Source organism: Geodermatophilus obscurus (genome assembly GCF_900143215.1).
GTDB classification, from domain to species: domain Bacteria; phylum Actinomycetota; class Actinomycetes; order Mycobacteriales; family Geodermatophilaceae; genus Geodermatophilus; species Geodermatophilus obscurus_A.
The window spans coordinates 260489-284706 of the sequence record NZ_FRDM01000002.1 but is presented as its reverse complement, the minus strand read 5'-3'; the positions used below and the strand labels follow the sequence as shown (position 1 = coordinate 284706).

Annotated in this window: 27 protein-coding genes; 12 read left to right on the top strand and 15 right to left on the bottom strand. The window is 73.7% G+C overall.

Annotation, left to right across the window (positions count from 1 at the left end; translation table 11 throughout):
* Nucleotides 1-49: 49 nt before the first annotated feature.
* Together BUB17_RS03735 and BUB17_RS03730 are read right to left on the bottom strand one after the other, a co-directional pair.
* The gene (locus BUB17_RS03735) at nt 50-484 is read right to left on the bottom strand and encodes a nuclear transport factor 2 family protein (protein WP_072913516.1); all 435 of its coding nucleotides are present in this window, start codon (nt 482-484) and stop codon (nt 50-52) included.
* Nucleotides 485-569: 85 nt separating this feature from the next.
* Nucleotides 570-1163, bottom strand: a complete 594-nt coding sequence (locus tag BUB17_RS03730; RefSeq protein ID WP_072913513.1) for a redoxin domain-containing protein — start codon at nt 1161-1163, stop codon at nt 570-572.
* Nucleotides 1164-1505: 342 nt separating this feature from the next.
* Here BUB17_RS03730 and BUB17_RS03725 point away from each other — a divergent pair, with 342 nt between their 5' ends.
* The 6 genes from BUB17_RS03725 to BUB17_RS03700 all read left to right on the top strand — a co-directional run bounded on the left by BUB17_RS03725 (nt 1506) and on the right by BUB17_RS03700 (nt 6977).
* Complete coding sequence (locus BUB17_RS03725) at nt 1506-1946, top strand: VOC family protein (protein ID WP_141242894.1); 441 nt, start codon at nt 1506-1508, stop codon at nt 1944-1946.
* Nucleotides 1947-1995: 49 nt separating this feature from the next.
* Nucleotides 1996-2184 carry a bleomycin resistance protein gene (locus tag BUB17_RS03720; RefSeq protein WP_072913489.1) on the top strand — a complete coding sequence of 63 codons (189 nt, stop codon included), beginning with the start codon at nt 1996-1998 and terminating at the stop codon, nt 2182-2184.
* A 299-nt stretch (nt 2185-2483) separates the two neighbouring features.
* Nucleotides 2484-2879 carry a DUF1330 domain-containing protein gene (locus BUB17_RS03715; RefSeq protein WP_072913486.1) on the top strand — a complete coding sequence of 132 codons (396 nt, stop codon included), beginning with the start codon at nt 2484-2486 and terminating at the stop codon, nt 2877-2879.
* Complete coding sequence (locus BUB17_RS03710) at nt 2876-4207, top strand: dihydrolipoyl dehydrogenase family protein (protein WP_072913482.1); 1332 nt, start codon at nt 2876-2878, stop codon at nt 4205-4207. The genes BUB17_RS03715 and BUB17_RS03710 overlap by 4 nt, the downstream gene beginning before the upstream one ends.
* 400 nt (nt 4208-4607) lie before the next feature.
* Nucleotides 4608-5828: an epoxide hydrolase family protein gene (locus BUB17_RS03705; RefSeq protein WP_083605997.1), complete on the top strand. Its 1221-nt coding sequence runs from the start codon at nt 4608-4610 to the stop codon at nt 5826-5828.
* Between the two features lie 75 nt (nt 5829-5903).
* The gene (locus tag BUB17_RS03700) at nt 5904-6977 is read left to right on the top strand and encodes a thioredoxin family protein (RefSeq protein ID WP_072913479.1); all 1074 of its coding nucleotides are present in this window, start codon (nt 5904-5906) and stop codon (nt 6975-6977) included.
* Nucleotides 6978-6988: 11 nt separating this feature from the next.
* Here the strand turns inward: BUB17_RS03700 and BUB17_RS03695 are convergent, their stop codons facing one another.
* Complete coding sequence (locus tag BUB17_RS03695; RefSeq protein ID WP_072913456.1) at nt 6989-7591, bottom strand: TetR/AcrR family transcriptional regulator; 603 nt, start codon at nt 7589-7591, stop codon at nt 6989-6991.
* 149 nt (nt 7592-7740) lie between these two features.
* Between BUB17_RS03695 and BUB17_RS03690 the strand changes: the two genes are divergently transcribed.
* Both BUB17_RS03690 and BUB17_RS03685 read left to right on the top strand, forming a co-directional pair.
* Nucleotides 7741-8355 carry an alpha/beta fold hydrolase gene (locus tag BUB17_RS03690; protein ID WP_175561262.1) on the top strand — a complete coding sequence of 205 codons (615 nt, stop codon included), beginning with the start codon at nt 7741-7743 and terminating at the stop codon, nt 8353-8355.
* 147 nt (nt 8356-8502) lie between these two features.
* Nucleotides 8503-9243, top strand: coding sequence for an alpha/beta fold hydrolase (locus BUB17_RS03685; RefSeq protein WP_072913453.1), 741 nt, complete (start codon nt 8503-8505; stop codon nt 9241-9243).
* Nucleotides 9244-9308: 65 nt separating this feature from the next.
* Here BUB17_RS03685 and BUB17_RS03680 read toward each other — a convergent pair whose 3' ends face one another.
* Both BUB17_RS03680 and BUB17_RS03675 read right to left on the bottom strand, forming a co-directional pair.
* A complete protein-coding gene (locus BUB17_RS03680) occupies nt 9309-9605 on the bottom strand; it encodes a DUF6510 family protein (protein ID WP_072913449.1) in 297 nt (98 codons plus the stop codon).
* Between the two features lie 34 nt (nt 9606-9639).
* Nucleotides 9640-10110, bottom strand: a complete 471-nt coding sequence (locus tag BUB17_RS03675) for a DUF5709 domain-containing protein (protein WP_072913445.1) — start codon at nt 10108-10110, stop codon at nt 9640-9642.
* A gap of 286 nt (nt 10111-10396) precedes the next feature.
* Here BUB17_RS03675 and BUB17_RS03670 point away from each other — a divergent pair, with 286 nt between their 5' ends.
* The 3 genes from BUB17_RS03670 (at nt 10397) to BUB17_RS03660 (ending at nt 14636) form a co-directional block, all read left to right on the top strand.
* Nucleotides 10397-13234, top strand: a complete 2838-nt coding sequence (locus tag BUB17_RS03670; RefSeq protein ID WP_072913442.1) for a helix-turn-helix transcriptional regulator — start codon at nt 10397-10399, stop codon at nt 13232-13234.
* A 68-nt stretch (nt 13235-13302) separates the two neighbouring features.
* Nucleotides 13303-13905, top strand: coding sequence for a molybdopterin-dependent oxidoreductase (locus BUB17_RS03665; RefSeq protein ID WP_072913439.1), 603 nt, complete (start codon nt 13303-13305; stop codon nt 13903-13905).
* On the top strand, nt 13875-14636 hold the full coding sequence (locus BUB17_RS03660; RefSeq protein WP_072913422.1) for an FAD-binding oxidoreductase: 762 nt from the start codon (nt 13875-13877) through the stop codon (nt 14634-14636). The genes BUB17_RS03665 and BUB17_RS03660 overlap by 31 nt, the downstream gene beginning before the upstream one ends.
* Nucleotides 14637-14714: 78 nt before the next feature.
* Here the strand turns inward: BUB17_RS03660 and BUB17_RS03655 are convergent, their stop codons facing one another.
* Nucleotides 14715-16121, bottom strand: coding sequence for an APC family permease (locus BUB17_RS03655; protein WP_072913419.1), 1407 nt, complete (start codon nt 16119-16121; stop codon nt 14715-14717).
* Between the two features lie 312 nt (nt 16122-16433).
* Here BUB17_RS03655 and BUB17_RS03650 point away from each other — a divergent pair, with 312 nt between their 5' ends.
* Nucleotides 16434-16847, top strand: coding sequence for a GlcG/HbpS family heme-binding protein (locus BUB17_RS03650; RefSeq protein WP_072913415.1), 414 nt, complete (start codon nt 16434-16436; stop codon nt 16845-16847).
* 60 nt (nt 16848-16907) lie between these two features.
* Here the strand turns inward: BUB17_RS03650 and BUB17_RS03645 are convergent, their stop codons facing one another.
* From BUB17_RS03645 to BUB17_RS03605, 9 genes are all read right to left on the bottom strand, one after another.
* On the bottom strand, nt 16908-17315 hold the full coding sequence (locus BUB17_RS03645; protein WP_072913412.1) for a YkvA family protein: 408 nt from the start codon (nt 17313-17315) through the stop codon (nt 16908-16910).
* Between the two features lie 114 nt (nt 17316-17429).
* A complete protein-coding gene (locus BUB17_RS03640; protein WP_072913409.1) occupies nt 17430-18527 on the bottom strand; it encodes a sodium:calcium antiporter in 1098 nt (365 codons plus the stop codon).
* Between the two features lie 49 nt (nt 18528-18576).
* Entirely contained in the window at nt 18577-19674 is a 1098-nt protein-coding gene (pqqE, locus tag BUB17_RS03635) for a pyrroloquinoline quinone biosynthesis protein PqqE (protein ID WP_072913406.1), read from the bottom strand.
* Between the two features lie 7 nt (nt 19675-19681).
* Nucleotides 19682-20002 carry a pyrroloquinoline quinone biosynthesis peptide chaperone PqqD gene (gene pqqD / locus BUB17_RS03630; RefSeq protein WP_072913403.1) on the bottom strand — a complete coding sequence of 107 codons (321 nt, stop codon included), beginning with the start codon at nt 20000-20002 and terminating at the stop codon, nt 19682-19684.
* Nucleotides 19989-20729: a pyrroloquinoline-quinone synthase PqqC gene (pqqC, locus tag BUB17_RS03625; protein ID WP_072913400.1), complete on the bottom strand. Its 741-nt coding sequence runs from the start codon at nt 20727-20729 to the stop codon at nt 19989-19991. The genes pqqD and pqqC overlap by 14 nt, the downstream gene beginning before the upstream one ends.
* 8 nt (nt 20730-20737) lie before the next feature.
* On the bottom strand, nt 20738-21634 hold the full coding sequence (gene pqqB / locus BUB17_RS03620; protein WP_072913397.1) for a pyrroloquinoline quinone biosynthesis protein PqqB: 897 nt from the start codon (nt 21632-21634) through the stop codon (nt 20738-20740).
* Nucleotides 21635-21741: 107 nt separating this feature from the next.
* Nucleotides 21742-21864, bottom strand: coding sequence for a pyrroloquinoline quinone precursor peptide PqqA (pqqA, locus tag BUB17_RS03615; RefSeq protein ID WP_141242889.1), 123 nt, complete (start codon nt 21862-21864; stop codon nt 21742-21744).
* Between the two features lie 5 nt (nt 21865-21869).
* Nucleotides 21870-23582 carry a PQQ-dependent dehydrogenase, methanol/ethanol family gene (locus BUB17_RS03610; RefSeq protein ID WP_072913391.1) on the bottom strand — a complete coding sequence of 571 codons (1713 nt, stop codon included), beginning with the start codon at nt 23580-23582 and terminating at the stop codon, nt 21870-21872.
* Nucleotides 23583-23595: 13 nt separating this feature from the next.
* Nucleotides 23596-24060: an MSMEG_3727 family PQQ-associated protein gene (locus BUB17_RS03605; RefSeq protein ID WP_072913750.1), complete on the bottom strand. Its 465-nt coding sequence runs from the start codon at nt 24058-24060 to the stop codon at nt 23596-23598.
* Between the last annotated feature and the right edge of the window lie 158 nt (nt 24061-24218).

The following is a 24218-nucleotide window of genomic DNA, read 5'->3' as shown; positions in this document are numbered from 1 at the left end:
CCCGGCGAGATGCCGCACAGCTGATCCTCACCCGCGCGGGGACGCCGGCTCACGCGCTGGCCGACGGCTCCTGCCCACGAGGGTCGAACCGCTCGACCCACCGGGCGCGCCAGGACGGCGGCTCCCAGGGATCGCCGAAGTAGATCCGCTCACGGACGACCTTGCCGTCGCGGAACTCCATGATCCCGACGACCATCACCGGCCGGTCGTCGTAGTGGATGGTGTACTCGTTCACCCAGAGGTCGTGGCAGCCGGTGGTCCGGTGCAGCTCGAACCGCTGGCGGGCCGGGTACGTGGACCGGAACCCGATGATGGCCGCCTTGCCGCGGAGCCGCTCGCCGCCCTGCGGCCACTCGACGACGGCGTCGTCGGCGTAGATCTGCGAGGCGCGGACGATCTCGTCCCCCTGTCCGCCGCCGGCGGCCCCGACGTTCGAGGCGTCGAAGTGGGCCTGGATCACGGCGCGTGCCTCGTGTTCGTCCATCGGGACCTCCTCCGCTGTCGCGGGCCGTGCGCGGGCCGACCGGACACGTGCCCGACCGCGATCCGTGCCCGACCCCCGTCGTCCCTCAGGTCGTGGCGAGAGCTGCACGGGCCCGTCCGTCCCACCCGTGGAAGGGCGACCGGTCGCCGGCGGCCCAGGCCTCACGGAGCCCCGGCGCGCTCAGGTCCCAGTCCGGGCGGATCTCGGCCGTGGCCGCGCGCAGGTCCTGCCAGAGGTCCTGGACCGACGGGCGGCCCCAGAACCAGTAGCCGTTGTAGACCGTGTGGACGACCAGGCCCGGCTTGAGCACGAGCGTGTGCGGGATCATCGGGTCGTTCTCGGGGTCGGTGTACTCCTGGATGTCGAGGTCCTGCTGGACGATCCGCCCGGGGTCGGAGAGGAAGGCCCACCGGGCGCCGACCGAGGCCCGGAACTCCTGCAGCGTGTGGTGGTCGTCCGTCGCGATCGTGACGATCCCGGTGTGGGCCACCGCGATCGTCGACTGGAACGCCGCCAGCTCGAGGTGCTGCCGGTGCTCCTCCGGGCAGTGGTGGCCGCGCGCCAGCGTGAGGACCAGCGGATCGCGGCCCTGGAGCTCGCCGAGCGTGCGGACGGTCCCGGCGTGGTCGGGCAACGCGTAGTCGGGGAAGACGCCGCCGGGAACGATGTCGGAACGCATGGCGTCACCGCCTCTCGTCGAGCGCCGGGGACGGCGACCACTGACGCCTCGTCCAGGAGGTGTCGGTCATGGCGACGAGGTGTCGCGCCTCCACACGCCTCCGCCGACCGGGCCCCTCGGGGTCGACTGTCGCGGCTCCGGGCCGCCCGTCGCCCCAGGGAGATCCCCTGGTGCCTCCCTGGTCGGCCTGCGTGGACCCGCAGACCTCCAGCGCTGCGCCGACGACCGGTCAGCAGACCAGGGAGTCCCCCTGGGGCGACGCGGGGCACGGCCGCGCGAGCGTGTCCGAGCCGGCATCGACCGGGTGCCGACTCCCGCGAGGGCGAGGAGCACACCGTGGACATGAAGCTCGAGGCCGTCGTCGTACCCGTCTCCGACGTCGACCGGGCCAAGCAGTTCTACAAGGGACTGGGATGGCGGGAGGACGCCGACGTCCTCGTCGACGAGGGCTTCCACGTGATCCAGATGACGCCACCCGGCTCGGCGTGCTCCATCCACTTCGGCATCGGCCTGCCGCCCGCGCCGCCCGGCTCCATCGCGGGCATGCTCCTGGCCGTCACCGACGTCGAGGCGGCCCGCGCCGAACTGGTCGAGCACGGTGCGGACGTCAGCGAGATCTTCCACGACGCCGGCGGAGGGCTGGCGGTGCGCGCGGACCCCGCGACGCACGCGCCAGGGCCCGACCCCGAGCGCCGCAGCTACGCCTCCTACGCCACCTTCGCCGACCCCGACGGCAACACGTGGGTGCTGCAAGAGCTCACGACGCGCCTGCCGGGCCGCTGACCGGCGAGCTCCGGCCGGACACCCCGTCGCACGCACCGAGGAGGACGAGATGGACGTCGCAACGCTGGCCGGCCTGCTCCGGGAGGCCGAGGAGCACCACGGCGAGTACGAGCCGGTGGGGCCGCCGCACCACTGGTCGGACTGGTACGCCGGCTACGTCCTGGCGCGGCAACAGGGCCGCACCACCGACGAGGCCGTCGCCGACGCCACCCTCGTCATCGAGGGCGCCCCGCGCTGACCGACCGGTGGTCCGTCGTCGTCGGCGTGCCGTGTGCACGTCACGACGGCCGCCGTCGGGCGGCCACGTCCTGCTCCGGCACCCCCGTGTCCGCGCCGACCGCGCTCCGACGCACGGTCGGAGGGACCAGCGTGCTCGAGGGGCTCCTCGTGGACAGCGGTCCCGACGGCGGCACGGAGCCGACCGGGCCGTGGGGGCGGGGACACCAGGGACTTCCACGGGTGCGACGGGACGTCCCGGACCGCGACCGTCGAGGCACTCCGTACCCCTGGCCGGTACCGACGCGAGGAGCAGCCACCGTGACCACGTACCTCGTCAACCACCTCCGCGTGCCGGGCCTCCCGAAGCCGGAGAACCTCGGGTACCTCGAGAAGGTCGAGGCCACCTTCCTGCCCTACGGCGGCAGGTGGCTGGTCCTCGACGGGGAGGTGGAGGTGCTGGAGGGAGCCTGGCCCGGCTCGGTCGTCCTGATGGGGTTCCCGGACCGGGAGACGGCCAGGAAGTGGTACGACTCGCCCGAGTACCGGGACATCCTCCGCCTGCGGACGGACAACGCGACCAGCGACCTGGTCCTGGTCGAGCCGGTCGGTCCCGACGTCACCTCGGCGGCCTGGGCCCAGCAGATGCGCGCGGTCCTCCCGGCGGGAGGCACGGCCGCCGGACGGAGCGGCGACCCGTCCGGGGAGCGGTCATGAACTACGACGTCGTCGTGGTGGGCGGCGGAGCCCCGGGAGAGCACTGCGCCGCACGGCTCGCCGAAGGCGGCCTCAAGGTCGCCATCGTCGAGCGGGAACGGGTCGGCGGGGAGTGCTCGTACTGGGCGTGCATCCCGTCGAAGACCCTGCTGCGGCCCGGTGAGGCACTGGCGGCGGCGCGGCGGGCACCGAGCGCCGCCGAGGCGGTGACCGGCCCGGTCGACCCGGCCGCCGCGTTCGCCTGGCGGGACTTCATGGTGTCCTCCTACGACGACTCGGGTGCCGCCGCGTGGGCCAAGGGCGAGGGCATCGACGTCATCCGCGGGCACGGCCGGCTCGCCGGCCACGGCCGCGTGCGGGTCGACGACGTCGTCCACACCGCTGCCCACGTCGTCCTGGCCACCGGCTCCGACCCCTTCATCCCGCCGGTGCCCGGCCTGCGCGAGCTGCCCGGCTTCTGGACCAGTCGCCAGGCGACGAGCATGACCGAGGTCCCCCGCCACCTGCTGGTCCTCGGCGGCGGCCCGGTCGGCGTCGAGATGGCTCAGGCCGTCACCCGCCTGGGCGGCACCGCGTCGATCGTCGAGGGCATGGACCACCTGCTCCCCCGCGAGCCGCGGCCCCTGGGAACGGCGCTGGGCACGGCGCTCGCGGCGGAGGGCGTGGGCCTGCACTTCGGCCAGATGGTGTCCGCGGCGCGGCACGAGGACGGCGAGTTCGTGCTCGAGTTCCCCGGCCGGGAACCGCTGCGGGGCGACCGGCTGCTCGTGGCCACCGGCCGGCGTCCCCGGGTGCACGACGTCGGCCTGGAGACCGTCGGCATCGAGGAGTTGCGCCTCGACGCCCGGATGAACGCCCGCGAGGGGCTGTGGGCCGTCGGCGACGTGATGACCCCCTGGCCGCTGACCCACGTCGGCAAGTACCAGGCCCGCGTGGTGGCGTCGAACATCCTGGGCCGGCCGCGCGCCGTGGACTACTCGGCCGTCCCGCGGGTGACCTACACCGATCCCGAGGCCGCCGCCGTGGGGGCCGCCGACGGCCCGGTCACGGTCACCGTCCCGCTGTCGCAGGTGGCGCGGACAGCGACCTACACCCGCTCCTACGACACCGAGCCCGGCTTCCTCACGCTCGTCTCCGACGGGACCCGCCTGACCGGGGCCCACGCCCTGGGCCCCGCGTCCGGCGAGTGGCTGCAGCAGGCCACCCTCGCCATCCGGGCCCGCGTGCCCCTGGAAGTGCTCGAGGACGTGATCCAGCCGTTCCCGACCTTCTCGGAGGCGTTCCTGCACGCGCTGCTCGAACTCCGCACGGCGGCCGTCCGGGCCTGACGCAGCCGCGCGCCCCTACCGTCGGGAGCGCACACGGTCGGGGCGCGATCGCGGTGGAACGGCAGCCCCTGGGGACCGCGTCCCCAGGAACGGCTGTCGTCGATCCGGCCGGCGTCGTCCGTGCTGACGGTGCATCCCAGGGGTCGAAGGGAGCCACCACGAGCCGGACCCCTGCGTCGACAGCCCGTCGGTGTTCGCCCGGCCGCCCGACGACGACGCCGGCACCTGGAGGTCCGTCCCGACGGCGACCGGCAGTCGTCCCGCCGCCACGTGCAGCCCGCCCGGGTCGACGGGGAGATCCCCCACGGAGGACCAGGGACGGACCAGGGACCACGACGGGCGCGCGGCGCCCGGGGCACCGCCAGGCTTCCTGCCGTTCCCCGGACCACGGAGGCCGCACATGTCCCTCACAGCCGAGAAGCCGACGGGCGCCACGGCGATCCGCCCCTTCCACGTGGACGTCCCCGAGGAGCAGGTCACCGACCTGCGACGACGCATCGCCGCGACGCAGTGGCCCGAGGCGGAGACCGTCTCGGATCACTCGCAGGGCGTGCCGCTCGCCGTGATGCAGGAGCTGGCGCGCCACTGGGCGACGGACTACGACTGGCGCGCCTGCGAGGCGAGGCTGAACGCGCTGCCGCAGTTCACCACCGAGATCGACGGCCTGGAGATCCACTTCATCCACGCCCGGTCCCGGCACGAGGACGCCCTGCCGATCGTCGTCAACCACGGGTGGCCCGGCTCGGTGATCGAGCAGCTCAAGATCGTCGACCGGCTCACCGACCCGACGGCGCACGGCGGGAGCGCCGCGGACGCCTTCCACGTGGTGGTCCCGTCGATGCCCGGCTACGGGTTCTCGGCCAAGCCGACGAGCACCGGCTGGGGCCCCGAGCGCATGGCCCGGGCCTGGGCCGACCTCATGCAGCGCCTCGGCTATCCCCGCTACGTCGCCCAGGGCGGCGACTGGGGCGCCTTCGTCGTCGACCAGATGGGCCTGCAGGCGCCCGAGGGGCTGCTCGCCGTCCACACCAACATGCCGGCCACCGTGCCCGCCGACGTCAACGCCGCCGCGCTGGCGGGCCAGCCGCCGCCCGCCGGGCTGTCCGCCGAGGAGCAGCGCGCCTACGAGCAGCTGATCCGGACGTTCGGGCAGGTGGAGTACGCCCGGTACATGGCCGCCCGCCCGCAGACCCTGTACGGCATCGCCGACTCACCTGTAGGGCTCGCCGCCTGGCTGCTCGACCACAACGACGCCGACGGCCAGCCGGCCGCGGCGGTCGTCACTGCCCTGGACCGGCACACCAGCACGACCGGTGAGCTGACGCGGGACGAGGTGCTCGACAACATCACGCTCTACTGGCTGACGAACACCGGGGTCTCCGCGTCCCGCCTCTACTGGGAGTACCGGGGCGGCTTCTTCGATGCCAAGGGCGTGTCGATCCCGGTGGCCGTGACCGTCTCCCCGGGTGAGCAGTACGAGGCTCCGCGCAGCTGGACCGAGCAGGCGTACCCGAACCTGATCCACTACAACCGGGTCGACCGGGGCGGCCACTTCGCCGCCTGGGAGCAGCCGCAGCTGTTCGCCGAGGAACTGCGCGCCGCGTTCCGGTCCGTCCGCTGAGCGACCGTGCCCCGACGGTGGGTGGCCGCGTGTCGCCCACCGCAGTCAGCGCCGATCCCGGGAGGAACGCCGGCCATGGCATCCCACGACCACCTGCTCGACGCCGCCCGCCGTCTCGGGCAGCGGTTCCGCCACGACGCCGTCCGGGCCGAGGACCGCGGGCCGGCCGACGGCGAGGACGCCCGGTGGCCGGCCGAGGACGAGTTCTCCCTCGCCGGAGCGACGGACTGGCTCCACTCACCGCCGCTCACCGGCGCGGACCTGCGCGGTCGCGTGGTGCTGGTCGACTTCCGGACCTACACGTGCATCAACTGGCTCCGGTCGCTGCCGTACGTCCGCGCCTGGGAGGAGGTCTACCGGGACTCCGGGCTGGTCGTGGTCGGCGTGCACTCACCGGAGTTCTCCTTCGAGCACGACGTGGAGAACGTCCGCCGTGCCGCGGCGGCCCGGTCGATCGGCCACCCGGTCGCGATCGACAACCACTTCGCGGTCTGGCGGTCCTTCCACAACCACTTCTGGCCGGCCCGCTACCTGGTCGACGCCGCAGGGCGCCTCCGCCACCACAGCTTCGGCGAGGGCGGCTACGAGGAGGACGAGCGGGTCCTCCGGCAGCTCCTGCGCGACGCCGGGGCCGGCGACCTCGGGCCCGAGCCGGTGCCGGTCGACGCCCGCGGCATCGAGGCCCCCGCCGACTGGGACACGCTCCGCTCCGCGGAGACCTACCTCGGCTACGACCGGACCTCCGGGTTCGCCTCCTCGCCCGACGTCGTGCCGGACCGGCCGCACGCCTACACCGCGGCCGAGCGGCTGCGACTCGGCCACTGGTCCCTCGCCGGCAGCTGGACGGTCGGTGCGGAGTCGTCGTCCTCCCGCGAGCCCGGCGGACGACTCACGTGCCGCTTCCACGCCCGGGACCTCCACCTGGTCGTGGCGCCGCCGGCCGGGGCGACGGTGCGGTTCCGCGTGCAGCTCGACGGCCGGGACCCGGGCACCGACCACGGCCTCGACGTCGACAGCACCGGTTCCGGCACGGTCACCGAACCCCGGCTGTACCAGCTCCTCCGTCGACACGGCCCCGTCACCGGCGGGGCCTTCGAGGTCGAGTTCCTCGACCCCGGCGTGGCGGTCTACGCCCTGACCTTCGGGTAGGCCGCCCGGACTCACCCGTCACCGATGGCCAGGCCGGAGACGACCTCCCGCAGTCGCACGAGCGTCTGCTGTGTGGCTGTCAGCAGCGATCCCCCGCCCTGCGCCCGCCACGACCGGAGGGCGACACGGAGCACGAGGAGGCCGGCGCCGGCCTCCAGCAGGGCGGCCGAGTCGGGCGTCGACGAGCCGCGCAATCGCGCGAGACCCGCCGCCAGCGCACCTTCCACGTCACGTTGGACCGTCAGCGTCCGCTGCATGAGCCGCGGGTGTCCCAGCACGATCTGATCCCGCAGCGCGAGCAGGTCCTGCTGTGACTCCAGGTAGGCCGCGAACTCGCCGAGGACCACCGGCAGGCGCTTCGCGTCCGGGACGTGCGCGGAGGCGTCGAGGGCCCTGCCGAGCGCCGCGGTGAAGTCCTCCCGATAGGCGAAGACGACCTCCTCCTTGGTCCCGAAGTGCCGGTAGAAGGTCGCCGGAGCCACGCCCGCCACGGCGCAGACGTCCTCCACCGTGACGTTGTCGAAACCCCTCGTGCGGAAGAGCTCCAGCGCCGTCTTCTCGATCCGGGCACGGCGCTGCTCCCGGGAGCCGGCCACCGGACTGGTCGGCGGCATGCCGCTGCCCTCCTGTTCCCGCGGTGGGCCGATCCGGACGACCGACGAGTCTGTCACCCCGCAGCCCGGGCCCTCACCGACGTGCGGGTTCTCCGCGAGCAGTCGCCTGACCGATGCGCCACGACCGGCCCCCCGGGCACGCTGCACCGTTGCGGTCGCCTCGACCCCTGCCCCCAGGACGGGTCGCCTACCGGACGGCGCTGGACCACCCCGAGGTGGTCCGCCGGCTCACGGTGATGGACGTCATCCCGACCGGCGAGGTCTGGGCGCGGGCCGACGCCCGCTTCGCCCTCGGTTACTGGCACTGGGCCTTCCTGGCCCAGCCCTCCCCGGTCCCCGAGCGGCTCATCGGACGGGATCCCGACTTCTTCTTCCTCGACGCCGAGTTCGGTGGCGCCATCCGCCGGTTCCCCCCGGTGGCGGTGGCCGACAACATCCGCTGCGCCCGGGATCCGGCGGCCATCGAGGCCATGTGCGAGGACTACCGGGCCGGGGCCACCTGCGACCGCCGGGAGGACGACGAGGACCGCGCCGCCGGGCGACGGATCACCTGCCCCGCACAGGTCCTCTGGGCGGGCAGGGACGCGCTCGAGGCCTGGTACGACACCCTCGCGATCTGGCGGGAGTGGGCCGACGACGTCACCGGTCGGGTGATCGACTGCGGCCACTTCATGGTCGAGGAGAGACCGCACGAGACGCTCTCCGCGATCCAGGACTTCCACGCCGGTCACCGGAGCCCGACCGGGCCGGCCGCGTCCGCCTGACCCGACGGTCGAGCATCGGGTCACCTGACCGATGCGACGGCCCGGACGCCGGAGCAACGTCCTCGCCTGCGGCACGCCGTCCCCGACGTACGGGGGCACGCCAGGTGCCACCTCAGGTTCCGCCGACCAGTCCCGGAGGAGATCACCATGACCGAGGCCACCAGCACGAACGGCGCGCAGCCGACCGTCGCACTCGTCCACGGCGCCTTCGCCGACAGCTCGGGCTGGAACGACGTCGTCGCCCAGCTCCTCGCGGACGGGGTGGGGGTGCGGGCCGTCCCCAACCCGTTGCGCGGCATCTCCCACGACGCCGCCTACGTGGCCGGCGCCCTCTCCCAGATCGACGGCCCGGTGCTCGCGGTCGGTCACTCCTACGGCGGGGCGGTTCTCACCAACGCCGCGCTGCGGGCGGGCAACGTCGTCGGACTGGTCTACGTGGCCGCCTTCGCGCCGGACGAGGGTGAGACCCTGCAGGACGTCGAGGCCGACTCGAAGGACAGCGTCCTGACCACGGTTCTGCTCCAGTGGAGCTACCCGACCGGCGACTCCGGGACGCAGACCGAGTTCGCGATCGACCCGGACCGGTTCCACGACGCCTTCGCCTCCGACGTGTCGGAGGAGCAGGCCCGCGTCATGGCGGCCACCCAGCGGCCCGTCTCGGCCCTGGCCTTCGGGGAGCCGACCTCGGCGCCGGCGTGGAAGAGCCTGCCGTCCTGGGCCGTCATCCCGACGGGCGACAAGGCGGCGGGCAGCGACGTCCTGCGGACCATGGCCGCACGGGCCGGCGCCACGGTGACCGAGGCGGAGGGCTCCCACGTGATCATGGTCTCCCAGCCGCAGGTCGTCACCGAGGTCATCCGGCAGGCGCTCCAGGCCGTCTCGGCGTAGCGGTCGCCTGCCGCTCGGCCCGTCGGGACCGCGTCCCGGTCCCGACGGCCCGAGCGCGCCCGGCCTCACCCGGAGGCGCCCTCCGCAGGGGTCATCCGCAGCAGCCGGACCCCGGTCATCTCCAGTCGCAGGCCCGCCGCGTCGGAGGCGCACCGGAGCACGACCTGCATGCAGCCCGGGCACCGGACGACGAGCGCCGGCGCGTCGGCGTAGACCAGGTGCTCACCCAGGGGCGCCGGCCGTCCGCAGTGCGCGCAGGTCGAGACGGCCGTCGTCGGGTCCACCGCGAAGACCTCACGCAGGACACCGCCCGCTGCGTTGCCGTCCAGGCGCCGATCACCCGTCTCCGGGACACCGGTCACGGGACATCCCTCCGATCCACTCCGACGTGCCGCGTCATCGATCCGTCCAGCCGGAGGACCAGCCGTCGTCCGCCTCGGGGACGACGTGCACCGCCCCCTCCTCCGCGGAGGCCGCCCCCGAGTCGATGCCCACATCGAGGGCGTACAGCTCCGGCTCGACGTCGCCCCAGCGCTCGACGGTCTCCACCAGCCGCCCCGCGCGGCGGCCGCCGACCTCGTCGTCGATGAGCTCGCCGTCGGTGTCGGAGGCGTCCCCCAGTCCGTCGCCCTCGGCCGGCTGCTGCTCCGGGACCTCACGGGCGAGTCGACCCGCCAGGCTCTCGCCGGCCAGCTCCTCGCGTTCCGTGGTGCCCCAGTCCGTGACCGCCCACGGGCGCTCGGCCGGGGACCAGCCGGTGTCGAGCACGTCGGCGACGCCGACTTCCTCGAGGGTGTCCTGCGGCTCCAGGACGCCGGAGTCCTCCTCGGGATCGGTCCCGTCGGTGCCGAAGGCGAACGGGTCCACCGCACACCTCCTCGGGCCGGAGCAGGGACGCCCTCCACCGGGAGCGGGTCGTCCGGGCCCTCCCGGTACCCGGAGTCCGCCGGGCGAGGCGACCGTGGCAGCACCGACCACACCGGTGCATCGGTCATCCGACTGGAGGTGGCGCCCTCCCCGGGCCCGAGGTCCCTGGTGGCCCGCCCCCTGGGTGAGAGACACTCTCACCGAGACACGGACGACCGAACCAGCGACCTCCACGACCGAGGGCTCGGGACCCGGCACCGCCGGGGACGCGCGGGAGGGGACTCCGTTGCCAGACGCGCTCGCCTCCGTCCGCACCGCCGACGCGGGCCTCTTCGGCCGGTCGGCCGAGTGCGCGGCCCTGGCCTCCTTCCTCGACCGGGCGCGGGACACCGGCGCCGTCCTCGTGGTGACCGGGGAGCCCGGCGTCGGCAAGACGGTCCTGCTCGACACGGTGGTCCGGGACGCCGCGGCAGCCGACGCGACCGTCCTGCAGGCCGCGGGGGTCGAGTTCGAGGCAGAGGTGGGCTTCGCGGGCCTCAACCAGCTCCTGCTGCCGCTCCTCGACCACCTCGAGGCGCTCCCCGAGCCGCAGCGGGACGCGCTGGTCGTGGCCCTCGGCCTCGGGGCGGGGCCGCCACCCCACCGGCTGCTCGTCTCGACCGCCGTCCTGGGTCTGCTCGCGCGGGCTGCGGAGTCCCGCCCGGTGCTGGTCGTCGTCGACGACGTGCCGTGGCTGGACCGGCCGAGCGTCCGGGTCCTCGGCTTCGTCGCCCGCCGGCTGGACAGGAGCCGGATCGGCCTGCTGGCCGCGGCGCGGACGGGCAGCGACTGCGATCTCCTCCAGGCAGGTCTGCCAGAGCTGGAGGTGTCCCCGCTGGGCGAGGACGCGGCCGCGGAGCTGCTGCGGACCCGTTTCCCCGTGCTCGGCGCACAGATCCACCGGCGCGTCCTGGCGGCGTCCGAGGGCAACCCGCTCGCCCTGCTGGAGCTCCCTGCGGTCATGACCGAGGCGCAGCGCGCCGGGTCCGCCCCCCTCCCGTCGGCGCTACCGCTGAGCAGCCACCTGCAGCGGGCCTTCGCCCAGCAGCTCGCCGGCCTGCCCGAGAGGACCCGGGGACTGCTGCTGCTCGCAGCCCTCGAGGGGACGGGGGACCTCCGGATCCTGCGTGCGGCGGCGGCCTCCGACGAGTGGCTCGACGACCTGGCGCCGGCCGAGCGGGCACGGCTGCTGCGCATCGACCTGGCTGCGGGACGGGTGACCCTGCGGCACCCGCTGATCGGGTCGGCGGCGGTCGAGTCGTCGACGAGCGGTGAGCTCCGACGGGCGCACGGCGCCCTGGCCCAGGTCCTGGTCGACCGGCCGGAGGAGTGCGCCTGGCACCTCTCCGAGGCCGTCGTGGGCGCCGACGCCCGCGCCGCCGACCTCCTCGAGAGCGCGGCGCACCGCGCACGGCACAAGGGGGACGCCATCCGTGCCGTCAACGCCCTCCTCCGGGCCGCAGACCTCACACCGGGCGGTCCCGACCGGGCCCGTCGGCTGGCGGCCGCCGCGTTCGTGGGTGCCGACACGACCGGGGACCTGCGCAACGTGCCCCAGCTGCTGTCCGCGGTCCGCACGGCCGATCCCCGCCCGGCGGGGACCCTCGAGGTCGCGGTGGCCGCCGCCCACCACCTGCTCAACGGGGAGGGCGACGTCGAGACGGCGCACCGCATGCTCGTTGGGGCCGTCGAGTACGCGCTCGACTCCGGATCGGACGCGGTCACGGTCGAGGACGCCCTGCACAGCCTCATGCTGGTGTGCCACTTCGGCGGCCGGGACGAGCTCTGGCGACCCTTCGAGTGGGCGCTCGATGCCCTGGGACCGGACGTCCCGCCGGTGCTGTCGGTGTCGCGCACGGTGTTCGCCGACCCCGTCCGCGCGGCACCGGCGGCACTCGAGCAGCTCGACGAGCTGATCGTCTCGGCGCACACCGGCGTCGATCCCACCCACGTGGTCCGCGTGGGCATGGCCGCCTTCTACGCGGACCGCCTCTCCAGCTGCCGGCCGGCGCTCCGGAGGGTGGTCAGGGACGGCAGGCAGGGCGGCGCGGCCGCCTCGGCCGTCAACGCCCTGATGCTGCTGTGCCACGACGCGTTCGACGGCGGTCGCTGGCACGAGGCCGGACGCACGGCCGAGGAGGGCCGCGCCTGGGGAGAGGAGCTGGGCTACCGGCTCGTCGCCCTGACCGGCGTCTACTGCTCGGCCCTCCTGGCGGCCGCGCGGGGGGACGACGGGACGGCGGAGGCGCTGGCCGACGAGCTCGTCGCGTGGTCGGCGCCGAGAGCGGTCCGCCTGCTGCAGGACTTCGCCCGCCGCGTCCGCGGGCTGGCCGCGCTGGGACGCGGGAACTTCGAGGACGCCTACCGGGAACTGAGCGCGGTCAGTCAGGCCGGCGGCTTCGCCCCCTACGCCCCGGTCGGCCTCGCCGTCGCCATGGACCTGGTGGAGGCGGCGGTGCGCACGGGCCGTCGTCCCGAAGCCGCGGCGCACCTGGCGGCCATGGAGCGGGCTCCGATCTTCACCGGCCGGCCGAAGCTCGCCCTCGTGAAGGCGGGCTCGGCAGCTCTCGTGGCATCGGGTGAGGAGGCGTCCCGGCGCTTCGAGGAGGCGCTGGCCGTCCCCGGGGCCGAGCAGTACCCCTTCGAACGCGCGCGGGTCCAGCTCGCCTACGGCGAGCACCTGCGCCGCAGCCGCGCGACGAACGCCTCCCGCGTGCAGCTCACCGCGGCGCTGGAGACGTTCCGGCACCTCGGGGCGCGACCGTGGGCGACACGGGCGTCCAACGAGGTGCGGGCCACGGGGCTGACCCACCGTGGCGCCACCGGTGACCGGGGCGCCGGGGCACTGACCGCGCAGGAGCACCAGATCGCCATGCTGGCCGCCTCGGGTCTGTCCAACAAGCAGATCGGCAGCCGGCTGTACCTCTCGCCTCGGACGGTCGGTGCCCACCTCTACCGGGTCTTCCCCAAACTGGGCATCACCTCCCGGGCGGCGTTGAGGGACGCCCTGAGCGGCACCGCGCGCGAGGTGGCCGGTGGGCCACCGGGAGCAGCGACCGCCCGGGGTCGAGCCGTGGTCCTTTGACTGATGCCCCGGCTCGCCGGAGCGGAGAGAGTCGGCACCGCTGGGGTGACGTCCAGGGAGGAGCCGTCATGTCACTGGTCTCTCGAGGGTTCGGTCGCCGGGAGCAGCGCGGGGACGAGCGGCTGCCCCCGGGCCAGTACGACGCCGGCGAGCGCTTCCCCGTGCTGTCCGCCGGTCCGACGCCGCACACGCCCGTGGCCGAGTGGGACCTGACGCTCCAGGGCGAGGTGGACGGCCTGCGGCGCTGGACCTGGGACGAGTTCCGGGAACTGCCGCGCGAGGCGGTCTCGGTCGACATCCACTGCGTCACGAAGTGGTCGAAGTTCGACACCCGCTGGGAGGGCGTCGCGGTCGACACCCTGCTGGCCGACGTCCGGACCGAGTCCGCCTACGTCCTCGCCTTCTGCGACGGCGGGTACACCACCAACCACCGGTTGTCCGACCTGACCGACGGCCGGGCCTGGGTGGTCGACACCTACGACGGGCAGCCGCTCGCACCCGAACACGGGGGGCCGGTCCGGCTGCTGGTCCCCCACCTCTACTTCTGGAAGAGCGCCAAGTGGCTCCGCGGGTTCGCGTTGACCCGGTTCAACGAGCCGGGGTTCTGGGAGACGTTCGGCTACCACGATCGCGGGGACCCATGGCCCGAGCAGCGGTACAGCGGCGACTGACCTGGCTGCGCGCCACGGTCCTCGAGAACCGACCCGAGACCGCTGGCGTCCACCGGCTCCTCCTCGACGTCCCCGGTTGGTCGGGTCACCTGCCCGGCCAGCACGTCGACGTCCGGCTGACCGCCGAGGACGGCTACACGGCCCAGCGCAGCTACTCGCTGGCCTCCGCCCCCGAGGACCCCCGGCTGCACCTGCTGGTCGAGCGGTTGGTGGGTGGCGAGGTCTCGCCGTACCTCACCGACGAACTGCGCTCCGACGACCTGCTGGAGCTGCGCGGCCCCATCGGCGGGTACTTCGTCTGGTCGTCCGCCGTGGACCGGGACGCAGGGCAGGCCGAGGGTCACCGCCCGGTGCAGCTCGTCGCGGGTGGCGCCGGCGTCGCCCCGTTCCTCGCCATGCTCGACCACCACCGGCGCACGGGCGGTTCCACGCCGGTACGCCTGCTGTACTCGGCACGCACGTCCGACGACGTCCTCGCCCGCGACGTCCTGGGGCCGCAGACGACGATCACGCTCACCCGGGAGGCGCCCTCCGACTGGCGGGGTCTGACCGGCAGGATCGACCGCCGCATGCTGGAGGCGCAGACCTTCGCGCCCACGACGCGGCCGCGGGTCTTCGTGTGCGGCCCCACCTCCTTCGTCGAGAGCACCGCCACGACACTCGTCGACCTCGGTCACGACCCGTCGTGGATCAGGCTCGAACGCTTCGGCGGGTCCAGCGATCCGTCGTAGCCGTTCCGGCGGCGTCGCCCCACGTGGCGCTGGCCACCGGCCCGGTCCTGCAGGTCCGCGGGAACGGCGACCGCCCCGTCAGCGCGATCGTGCGGCCAGGACCCGCTGCTCGGCGTCCGGCCCGGGCCCCACCGACGGCAGCCGCAGCACGAACACCAGTCCCAGTGCCCACCAGAGAGCCAGGAGCACCCACTCGTACGGCCAGATGAGCGCGGCCGGCATGCCGGGCAGGAACAGCACGCCGAGCCCCAGTGCGAGTGCGGCCGCGACCACGCCGGTGGCCTGCCCACCGGGGGCCTGGAAGGGCCGCGCCATGTCCGGTTCGCGGCGCCGGAGCACGACGAAGCTCACCGCCACCATGAGGTAGGCGACGATGATGCTCAACCCACCGGCGTCCACCATCCACACCAGGGTCTGGCGGCCGAACAGCGGGGCGACGACCGAGAGCGCACCGATGAAGACCAGGGCGTTGCCCGGGGTGCGGTACCGCGGGTGCAGGCGGCCGAACCAGGCAGGCAGCATCCCCGACTGCGCCATCGCGTAGACGAGCCGGCTGGCGCCGATCAGGAAGCCGTTCCAGGACGTGAGGATCCCGGCGATGCCGCCGAGCACCAGGACCGTGGCCATCGCGTCGCTGCCCCACAACGCCGCCATGCCGTCGGCGGCCGCCAGCTCGGAGGCGGCGAGGTCTGCGACCGGCAGCGAGGACCCGACGGTGAGCATGATCAGCACGTACCAGGTCACCGCCATGGCCACCGAGACGAGCAGCAGCTGACCGATCTTGCGGTAGGGCAGCTTGATCTCCTCCGCGGACTGCGGGATCACGTCGAAGCCGACGAACAGGAACGGCGTCGCGACCAGCACCGAGATGAGGCCGACGGCACCTCCGGTGAACAACGGCTGCATGTTCTCCGTCGAGCCGCCGACGAAGCTGCCGACGAGCAGGGCCGCCCCGACCGCGAGCAGGAACAGCACCGCGACGGCCTGGAACACCGCGGCCGGACGGACCCCCACGTAGTTGAGCCCGGTCATCACCACCGCCGACACCACACCGACCGCCGCCCAGGTGGCGTAGACGTCGTACCCCGCCACGGTCCACAGGCGGCCGGCGAGCATGTCCGGGAACAGGTAGAGCATGGTCTGCGGCAGGGCGACCGCCTCGAACGCCACCACCGAGATGTAGCCGAGCACCAGCGCCCACGACGTGATGAACGCCGGCCGGCTGCCCATCGCCCGGAGGACGTAGTTGTGCTCGCCACCCACGTGGGGCATCGCCGACACCAACTCGGCGTAGGTGAGCCCCACGAAGGCGACCACGACACCGCCGATGACGAAGGCGAGCGCGGCGCCCAGCGTGCCGGCGCTCTCCAGGAAGCCCCCGGTGAGCACGATCCAGCCGAAGCCGATCATCGCCCCGAAGGCGACGGCCAGGACGTCCCACCGGCCCAGGGTGCGGACGAGGCCGCCGTTCGGATCGTCACTCATCGATCTGCTCCTCCGGCTGGGACCGGTGGCCGGAGGAGCCGCCCGGTCGGGCACGTCCATCGTGTCGAGCGACCAGGATCACAGCACGGCGAGCCGCAGGTCGAGGCCCTGTCACCTCCCCGTGCGCTCGACGGTCGTGCCGGCCCCCCCGGCCCTCGCCGCTCCGGCGTGCTGCTCCTGCGCGCCGATCCGGCACCGGAACCGAGTTGGCCACCGCAGCGGCGCGGGTAATCCGAGGGCGTTCCGGCCGGGGCCGGAACAGTCGCCGAGAGCGCCGGCACCCTGGCCGGCGCTCGACCGGGAGGGATTCCTGTGACCCAGCAGCTGACCAGCCTGTCCCTGGACGACGCCCGCCGCATCGTCGCGGCCGGGGAGGCACGCGCCGCAGAGATCGGGCAGCCGATGAACATCGCCGTCGTCGATGCCGGGGGCGACCTCGTGCTGCACGTGCGGATGGACGGCGCCTGGCGGGGCAGCGTCGACATCGCCATCAACAAGGCCTTCACCGCCCGGGCCTTCGACATCGACACCGCCGAGCTGGCCGAGCTGGCCACGCCGGGCGGCCCGTTCTACGGGATCCAGGCGTCCAACAACGGCAAGGTCATGGTCTTCGCCGGTGGCGCCCCGGTGCGCGCGGACGGGGTCATCGTCGGGGCGGTCGGGGTGAGCGGTGGCACCGGCGAGCAGGACACCACGGTCTGCGAGGCGGCCACCGCCGGCTTCTGACGTCGCCGGACCCACCGGGCCGGCTCCACGGCGAGCGCAGCACTCCGGGCGAGCAGACGCCTACACCGGCAGCCGGCTCGCCCGGCGCAGCGCGGCCAGGCCGTCGGGCGTGCCGGGCCAGTGCCGGGCGATCGCGGCCGCGCCGGCGCGGCGGACCACCGAGCGCAGCACCAGGGCGACCACGATCGCGTCGTCGGCGTGGCCGAGCACCGGCACGAAGTCGGGCACCAGGTCGATCGGCAGCGCCAGGTAGGCCAGCAGCAGCCACAGCCGCACCCGGACGCCGCGCGGCAGCGCGCCGTCGCCGGCCAGCCGGTGCACCAGCCTGACCACGTCGGGCAGCAGCCGCAGCAGCTCCCGGAGTCCCAGCTCGTCCGGGCAGGTCCTCCACAGCACCGCCATGAGCACCAGCCAGCACAGCAGCAGGCCGCCCAGCACCCCGGCCAGCGACCACGCCCAGCCCGGCATCCCGCCGCCACCTCCCTCGTCCCGTCCACCGGCGGGACGGTGGCCCCGTGGAGGGTCCCGCCGGCCCCCGTGCAGGGTCCCGCCGCGAGCCTGCACGTGGCGAGGGGCCCTCCCTCAGTCCATCTCGACCGGGACCTCGCCGAACGCGACCAGGCTGACCACCCAGTACACGACGTAGAGCGCCAGGAGGATGCCGCCGTGCCACCGCGTCAGCCGGCCGGTGGAGAGCAGGTACGCAGCCAGAGCGGTGAGGACGACGAGCGAGGGCAGGTGCCAGGTGAACACGTCCGAGCCGACGACGATGCCGCCGGCCAGCAGGGTGATGCCCAGCTTCCCGGTGACCGAGAAGACGACGCTGCCGATGACGTTGCCGACCCCGATCTCCGGCACGCCCCTCCGGAAGGGCTCCACCGTCAGGAAGACGTCCTCCATGGTGAGGACGGCGGTGACGATCGTGGCGCCGAACACCGTGCCCTCGAGCCCGTGGGTCTCCAGGATCCCCTCGGTCCCGGTGCTGACGGTCGCCGCGCCGACGACGAGGCCGGCGAGTGCGACCACCGCCAGTCCCAGGTGGGCCCAGCCGGGCAGGTCGCGTGCCTCGATCCGGGGCTCGTCGTCGACGATCTGCTGCGCCCGCTCGGCGCCGGTCCGGGCCGCTGCACCGGCCGGCTGGTCCCGCAGCGCGTGCGTGTCCGCCCCGCGGCGGGGGTGCACGCCGTCTCCGGCCTCGGCGACGGCGGCTTCGTACACCTCCTCGTCGCGGAAGACCGGGATGCTCCTGCGGAGTTCCCGGGCGGCGACGTAGGCGATGAAGAGGACGAACAGACCGAGGAGCAGCAGTCCGTCGGTCATCGTGAGCGGCCCGGTGAGGGTGAACGCGACCATCACCAGCGGTGCGGCCGCGAACACGAGGAGGTAGTCGCGCGGGATGTCGACCCGGCTCGGCCGGAGGATCGCGGCGAGCGCGAGGACGACGCCGGTGAACGAGAGCGCCGTTCCGAACACGACGCCGAGCGCGACACCGCTGAGGTCCTCGAGGTTCAGCCCGACGCCGAGCGCGATGTCGTCGAACTCCACACCGGTGAAGACGACGGCGAGCAGGAACAGCGGAACCCGCAGACCACTCGCCGCGCCGACGAGGTGGGTGATGAGCTTCTCCGCGCTGACCACCAGCAGGGTCGCCCCGGAGATGAAGACGAACAGCTCGGTCATGGCCGGACTCCCTCCTCGCAACCCGGGGGGCGGGGGCGTCGACGGCCGGTCACCGGCTGCGCCGGGCAGCGAGGTGCGGCCGGGGGGTCAGCACCGCCGCACCCGAACGCGCCTCCTCGTCTGCGGCGGCCACCGCCTCGGCCACGAGACCGTGGTCGGGCGAGAGGTGGCAGACCGGGTCGGTGCGTGCTGCGTCGCCGGTGAGCTGGAAGGCCTGGCAGCGGCAGCCGCCGAAGTCGAGCTCGCGGCGGTCGCAGCTGCGACAGGGATCGGGCATCCAGTCCGTTCCTCGGAAGCGCTGGAAGAGCGGTGACCGCTCCCAGATCCACGCCAGCGGGTGCTCCCGGACGCTGGCCCGGGGCAGGGGCAGGGTGTGTGCGGTCGGGCACGGGAGGACGTCGCCGTCGGGCACCACGGTGAGCTGACGCCGGCCCCAGCCGCCCATGCAGGGTTTGGGGTAGCGGCTGTGGTAGTCGGGCAGCACGTAGATGACCTCCATGCGGCCCTGCAGGCGCTCGCGCGCCGCCCGCACCACGCCCTCGGCGCGCTCCAGCTGCGCCCGGCTCGGCAGCAGCCCGTCGCGGTTGCGCAGGGCCCACCCGTAGTACTGCGTGTGGGCCAGCTCGATCCGGTCGGCCCCCAGCTGCTCGGCCAGGTCGAGGACGCCGGCGACCCGGTCGACGTTGTGCCGGTGCAGGACGACGTTCAGCGTGAGCGGCCAGCCCAGCTCCTTCACCAGCCGGGCGGCGACCAGCTTGCGCTCGAACGACCGCACCCCGGCGAGCCGGTCGGACAGCGCGGCCTCGTCGGCCTGGAGGCTGATCTGCACGTGGTCGAGGCCTGCGGCCAGCAGCTCCTCCGCGCGGCGGGGCGTCAGCCCGAGGGCGCTGGTGATCAGATTCGTGTACAGACCCAGCTCACCGGCGCACCGGACGATCTCGGCGAGGTCGCGGCGCAGGAGCGGCTCACCGCCGGAGAGGTGCAGCTGCAGCACGCCGAGGTCCCGGGCCTCGACCAGCACCCGCTGCCACTCCGCCGTGGTCAGCTCGTCGGTGTGGGCGGCGAGCTCGAGCGGGTTGGAGCAGTAGGAGCAGTGCAGCGGGCAGCGGTAGGTCAGCTCGGCCAGCAGGCCGAACGGCCGCTCCACGGCCGGCCTATCCACGGCCGGCCTGCCCACGGCGCTGGCCACGGCCGGCCTCCGCGTCCCCGATCTCGAGCCACCGCCGGGCGGTGAGGCGGTCGACGAAGGCGCGCACCTCGTCGTCGTCCACCGAGCCGTACCGGCCGCGCAGCACGGTTCCGATCTCGTCCAGCGTCCGCCGGCCGTCGCAGAGCTCCAGGACGGCCGCGCCGGTGCCGTTGAGGACGGTGACCGCCTCCGGCGTCAGCAGCACGTGCCGCCCGCGTGCCGGGTCGAACCTCAGCCGGACGGAACGGGCCAGCCGGGGGCGGTCGGCACCCCTAGCGGTCTGCACAGGCGTGGTCGATCGCATCGAGCATGCTCCAGAGGACGTCGCACTTGAAGGACAGGGCCGCCAGGGCAGCCGCCCGGGTCTCCGGCGTCCGGCAGTGCTCCGTCACCACCTCCAGGGCGTGTGCGGAGTCGCGGGGCGCCTGCGTGAGGCGGGCCCGGAAGTAGGCCAGCCCCTGCGGGTCGATCCAGGTGTAGTGGCGCTCGAAGGCGGCGAGGCGCTCGGCCATCAGGTCCGGCGCGAACAGCTCGGTCAGCGAGGAGGCCACCGCCTCCACCCACGGCCGGGTACGGGCGAAGGTGACGTAGGCGTCGACGGCGAACCGCACGCCGGGGACGACGTGCCGCTGGTCCTCCATCTCCTCCCGGCCGAGCCCCACCGCCCCGCCGAGCCGCAGCCATGCCTCTATCCCGCCTGCCTCTATCCCGCCTGCCTCTATCCCGCCTGCCTCGACGCCGCCCTCGCCGTCGGCGGTGCCGTCGTGGTCGTGGATGCGCCGGATCCAGCGGCGGCGCACCTCGCGGTCGGGGCAGTTGGCGAGGATCGCGGCGTCCTTGCGCGGGATGGCCGCCTGGTAGGCGAACCGGTTGGCCACCCAGCAGCGGATCTGCTCGCGGCCCAGCTCGCCGTCGTTCATCCTGCGGGAGAAGGGGTGCCGGTCGTGGTAGCGCCGGGACTGCTCGCGCAGCGCGGCCACGAACTCGTCGGTCGCCGTCGCGGTCAGCGTCATGGGGGGCCTCACACCTCCAGTTCGAGCCCGTCCACGGCGACCTCCATGCCGTGCTCCTCGACGGCGCGCCGCTCGGGCGCGTCCTCGAGGAGGATCGGGTTGGTGTTGTTGACGTGGACGTAGATCCGGCGCTCGACGGGCAGCCGGGCGAGCTGCTCGAGGCTGCCCCCGGGACCGCTGATCGGCAGGTGTCCCATCTCGCGTGCCGTCCGGCCGGCCAGGCCGAGCCCGATGAGCTCGTCGTCGGACCAGCAGGTGCCGTCGACGAGCAGGCACGCGCAGTCCTCGAGCTGGGCACACACCGCCGGGGTCAGCTCCTGCAGCACCGGCAGGTGGACCAGCACCCGGCCGCTGCGCTCGTCGGTGAGGCGGTAGCCGACGACCCGCCCCTCCCGCGAACCGGAGCCGAAGCGCGCGCGCTTGGTCGTGGGGACGTCGAAGGCCCGGTACGACAGCCCGTCGGCCAGCGGCACGTCCACCCCCGGCACGACCGGTCGCCACTCGGCCGGGCAGTAGGCCTCCAGCGTCCGCAGCAGCCCGGTCCCCTCGCGGAGGGTGTCGCGGGTCGCCTCGGTCGCGTGGACCACCAGGCCGCGGCCCTCGCGGAGCAGCAGCAGCCCGAGCGTGTGGTCCAGTTCGGCGTCGGTGAGCAGCACCGCCTCCAGCGGGACCGCGCGGCTGCCCTCGGCGGGGTGCAGGGCGGGGAAGGCGGCGAGCTGGGCGGGCACGTCGGGTGAGGCGTTGAGCAGGAACCACCGCCGCCGGTCCGCGCTCACCGCGATCGACGACTGGGTGCGGGGACGGGCCGGCCGGGACCCGTCGCGCACCGCGCGGCACGGGGGGCAGGCGCAGTTCCACTGCGGGAAGCCGCCTCCCGCCGCCGAGCCCAGCACCCGCACCCACATGTCGATCGGTGGTCCTCCCAGCTGTGGGCCGACAGAGCCGTGCGGAGACGGAGAGGCGCCGGACCGCATCGCCCGACGCCTCTCCGCCCGGTTCCGGACGTGTCCGCCTAGTCCCAGTCGTCCTGGACGCCCATGTACGCGGTCGCCTCAGCGGACACCCGGATCTCCTCGAAGGAGGGGGCCTCCCACTCGTCCGCGCAGAGCGGGGAGGCGCAGAGCTCCTGGTCCATCGCCGTCACCTCCCCCCGGACGAGTCCTGGCCCTCGGGCAGCGAGAAGACGAACATCGCCTGGCCGTGGGGGCCGCCCATCATCCCGGGCAGGAACCCCTCGACCCAGGCGCCCCAGCCGACCGGCACCGCGATGTACTGCTTGCCGTCGACGCTGTAGGTGCACGGGCTGCTGTGGTGGCCGCTGCCGCAGTTGAACTGCCACAGCAGCTCGCCGCTGCGGGCGTCGAGCGCGACGAACTTCCCCGACGGCGTGCCGGCGAACACCAGGTCGCCGGCCGTGGCGAGCACCGACGCGCACATCGGCAGGTCGTTGCGCCAGCGCCACACCTCCTCGCCGGAGGCGTTGAAGGCCGAGATCGAGCCGGCCATGTCCTCGGCGTCCACGGTCACGGCGGCGCCCCAGTAGGGGATGCTCTCCTTGAACTCGCGGCGCCGGCGGGCGACCCTCGCACCGGTGTCCTGCACCGGGACGTAGAACAGGCCGGTCTTCTGGCTGTACGCCGCGTGCGTCCACTCCTTGGCCCCGGCCGGCCCGGGGTAGAAGTGGACCTCCACCCCCTCCTCGTCGGGGTAGATCCTCGCCGTGACCTGACCGTCGGGGGTGATCTCGCCCCAGGTGATCCGGTCGACGAACGGGAAGATCCGCACCCGCTCCCCGTTGGTGCGGTCCAGGACGAAGCAGTAGCCGTTCTTGTCGAAGTGGGCCAGCAGCTTGCGCCCGTCCTGCTCGAAGAGGATGCACTCCATGTTGGAGTCGTAGTCCCACAGGTCGTGCGGGGTGCACTGGTAGTGCCAGCGGATCTCCCCGGTGTCGGCGTCCACCGCGATCACGCTGTCGGTGTGCAGGTTGTCGCCCGGGCGCACCTCGCCGTCGAAGTCCGGGGCCGGGTTGCCGGTCCCCCAGTACAGGAGGTTGGTGTCCGGGTCGAAGGTGCCGGTGATCCAGCAGTTGCCGCCGCCCCGGGTCCAGGCCTCCCCCTCGGCGGGCCAGGTCTCGGACCCGGGCTCGCCGGGCTTGGGGATCGTGTAGCAGCGCCAGACCCGCTCCCCGGTCTCCACGTCGTAGGCGTCGAGGTGGCCGCGCACGCCGAACTCCCCGCCGGAGCTGCCGACGACGACGCGGTCCTTCACGACCAGCGGGGCGACCGTGAGGCTCTCGCCGGCACGGACGTCGCCACTGGTCACGTCCCACAGGCACGCGCCCGTGGTGGCGTCGAGCGCCAGCACGTGGGCGTTCAGCGTGCAGACGAACACCTTGCCGTGGGCGACGGCGACCCCGCGGTTGACGTTCCCGCAGCACAACGAGGTGTCGAACGGGATCGCGTGCTTGTACTGCCACAGCAGCTGGCCGGTCTTGGCGTCGAGGGCCCAGACCCACCCGTCCCACCCGGAGACGTACATGACGCCGTCGACGACGATCGGGCTGTTCTCGAAGGCATAGGTGGACTGGCCCGCGTGCAGGCCCTGGGGGGAGAAGCTGAACACCCAGGCGAGGGTCGTGCGCTGGACGTTCTGCGTGTCGATCTGGTCGAGCGGGCTGTACCGCTGGCCGTCGTAGGCGCCGTAGTAGGTCAGCCAGTTCTGCGGTTCCGAGCGTGCGTCGAGGATGCGCTCGTAGGTGACGCCCTGCGCCACCGGCGGCGCGGTCCCCGTCGCGGTCGTCAGGGAGCCGAAGTCGACTGGGGGCGGGGCCTGCCGGTACTCGATGGCGGTCATCGACTGCTCCTGTCTACGGTCGCGGCTGCGGCGGGCGGTCGAGGCGGGCCGACGCCGGGACGTCGCCCATGACGACGATCGCGCCGATCAGGCCCCGCCCCTCGTCGTTGCCGATGTTGGAGCTGAACCAGTACTGGCCGGGGCCGTCGAGGGTGACGTGCATGGTCCCCCGCGAGTAGTTGGGCAGCCACATCCACTGGCTGTCCCCGTTGCTCGGCACCAGCGCGCAGTGGGTGTTCTGGTCGTCGTTGACGAACTCGATGTCCAGGTCGCCGCCGTGCGGCAGGACCAGGATCTGGGGATCCCAGACCAGCTGGTCGGGGACGATGTGGATCTCGGCGCTCATCCGGCCGTCCGGCCCCTCCTCGGCCCGGCCGATGTTCCCGGTGGCCAGCAGCCGGCCCAGCATCCCGACGTTCTGCCTGTCCAGACCGAGCTCGTGCAGCAGCTCGGACCGGTCCGGCGTGAGGGTCGCCACGGACCCCACCTCCTCGTGGGTCTCGGTGTCCTCGTGGGTCTCGGTGTCCTCGTGGGTCTCGGTGTCCCCGTGGGTCTCGGTGTCCCCGTGGGTCTCGGTGTCCCCGTGGGTCTCGGTGTCGTGGTGGTCGATGCGGCTCTGGTGCCGCCAGTGGCGCC

What these genes read in the sequence shown, in the direction of transcription:
- BUB17_RS03735 (WP_072913516.1), bottom strand. Translation starts at nt 484, where the DNA reads ATGGACGAACACGAGGCACGCGCCGTGATCCAGGCCCACTTCGACGCC.
- BUB17_RS03730 (WP_072913513.1), bottom strand. Translation starts at nt 1,163, where the DNA reads ATGCGTTCCGACATCGTTCCCGGCGGCGTCTTCCCCGACTACGCGTTG.
- BUB17_RS03725 (WP_141242894.1), top strand. Translation starts at nt 1,506, where the DNA reads ATGAAGCTCGAGGCCGTCGTCGTACCCGTCTCCGACGTCGACCGGGCC.
- BUB17_RS03720 (WP_072913489.1), top strand. Translation starts at nt 1,996, where the DNA reads ATGGACGTCGCAACGCTGGCCGGCCTGCTCCGGGAGGCCGAGGAGCAC.
- BUB17_RS03710 (WP_072913482.1), top strand. Translation starts at nt 2,876, where the DNA reads ATGAACTACGACGTCGTCGTGGTGGGCGGCGGAGCCCCGGGAGAGCAC.
- BUB17_RS03705 (WP_083605997.1), top strand. Translation starts at nt 4,608, where the DNA reads ATGTCCCTCACAGCCGAGAAGCCGACGGGCGCCACGGCGATCCGCCCC.
- BUB17_RS03700 (WP_072913479.1), top strand. Translation starts at nt 5,904, where the DNA reads ATGGCATCCCACGACCACCTGCTCGACGCCGCCCGCCGTCTCGGGCAG.
- BUB17_RS03695 (WP_072913456.1), bottom strand. Translation starts at nt 7,591, where the DNA reads ATGCCGCCGACCAGTCCGGTGGCCGGCTCCCGGGAGCAGCGCCGTGCC.
- BUB17_RS03685 (WP_072913453.1), top strand. Translation starts at nt 8,503, where the DNA reads ATGACCGAGGCCACCAGCACGAACGGCGCGCAGCCGACCGTCGCACTC.
- BUB17_RS03665 (WP_072913439.1), top strand. Translation starts at nt 13,303, where the DNA reads ATGTCACTGGTCTCTCGAGGGTTCGGTCGCCGGGAGCAGCGCGGGGAC.
- BUB17_RS03660 (WP_072913422.1), top strand. Translation starts at nt 13,875, where the DNA reads ATGGCCCGAGCAGCGGTACAGCGGCGACTGACCTGGCTGCGCGCCACG.
- BUB17_RS03655 (WP_072913419.1), bottom strand. Translation starts at nt 16,121, where the DNA reads ATGAGTGACGATCCGAACGGCGGCCTCGTCCGCACCCTGGGCCGGTGG.
- BUB17_RS03645 (WP_072913412.1), bottom strand. Translation starts at nt 17,315, where the DNA reads ATGCCGGGCTGGGCGTGGTCGCTGGCCGGGGTGCTGGGCGGCCTGCTG.
- BUB17_RS03640 (WP_072913409.1), bottom strand. Translation starts at nt 18,527, where the DNA reads ATGACCGAGCTGTTCGTCTTCATCTCCGGGGCGACCCTGCTGGTGGTC.
- pqqC (WP_072913400.1), bottom strand. Translation starts at nt 20,729, where the DNA reads ATGACGCTGACCGCGACGGCGACCGACGAGTTCGTGGCCGCGCTGCGC.
- pqqB (WP_072913397.1), bottom strand. Translation starts at nt 21,634, where the DNA reads ATGTGGGTGCGGGTGCTGGGCTCGGCGGCGGGAGGCGGCTTCCCGCAG.
- pqqA (WP_141242889.1), bottom strand. Translation starts at nt 21,864, where the DNA reads ATGGACCAGGAGCTCTGCGCCTCCCCGCTCTGCGCGGACGAGTGGGAG.
- BUB17_RS03610 (WP_072913391.1), bottom strand. Translation starts at nt 23,582, where the DNA reads ATGACCGCCATCGAGTACCGGCAGGCCCCGCCCCCAGTCGACTTCGGC.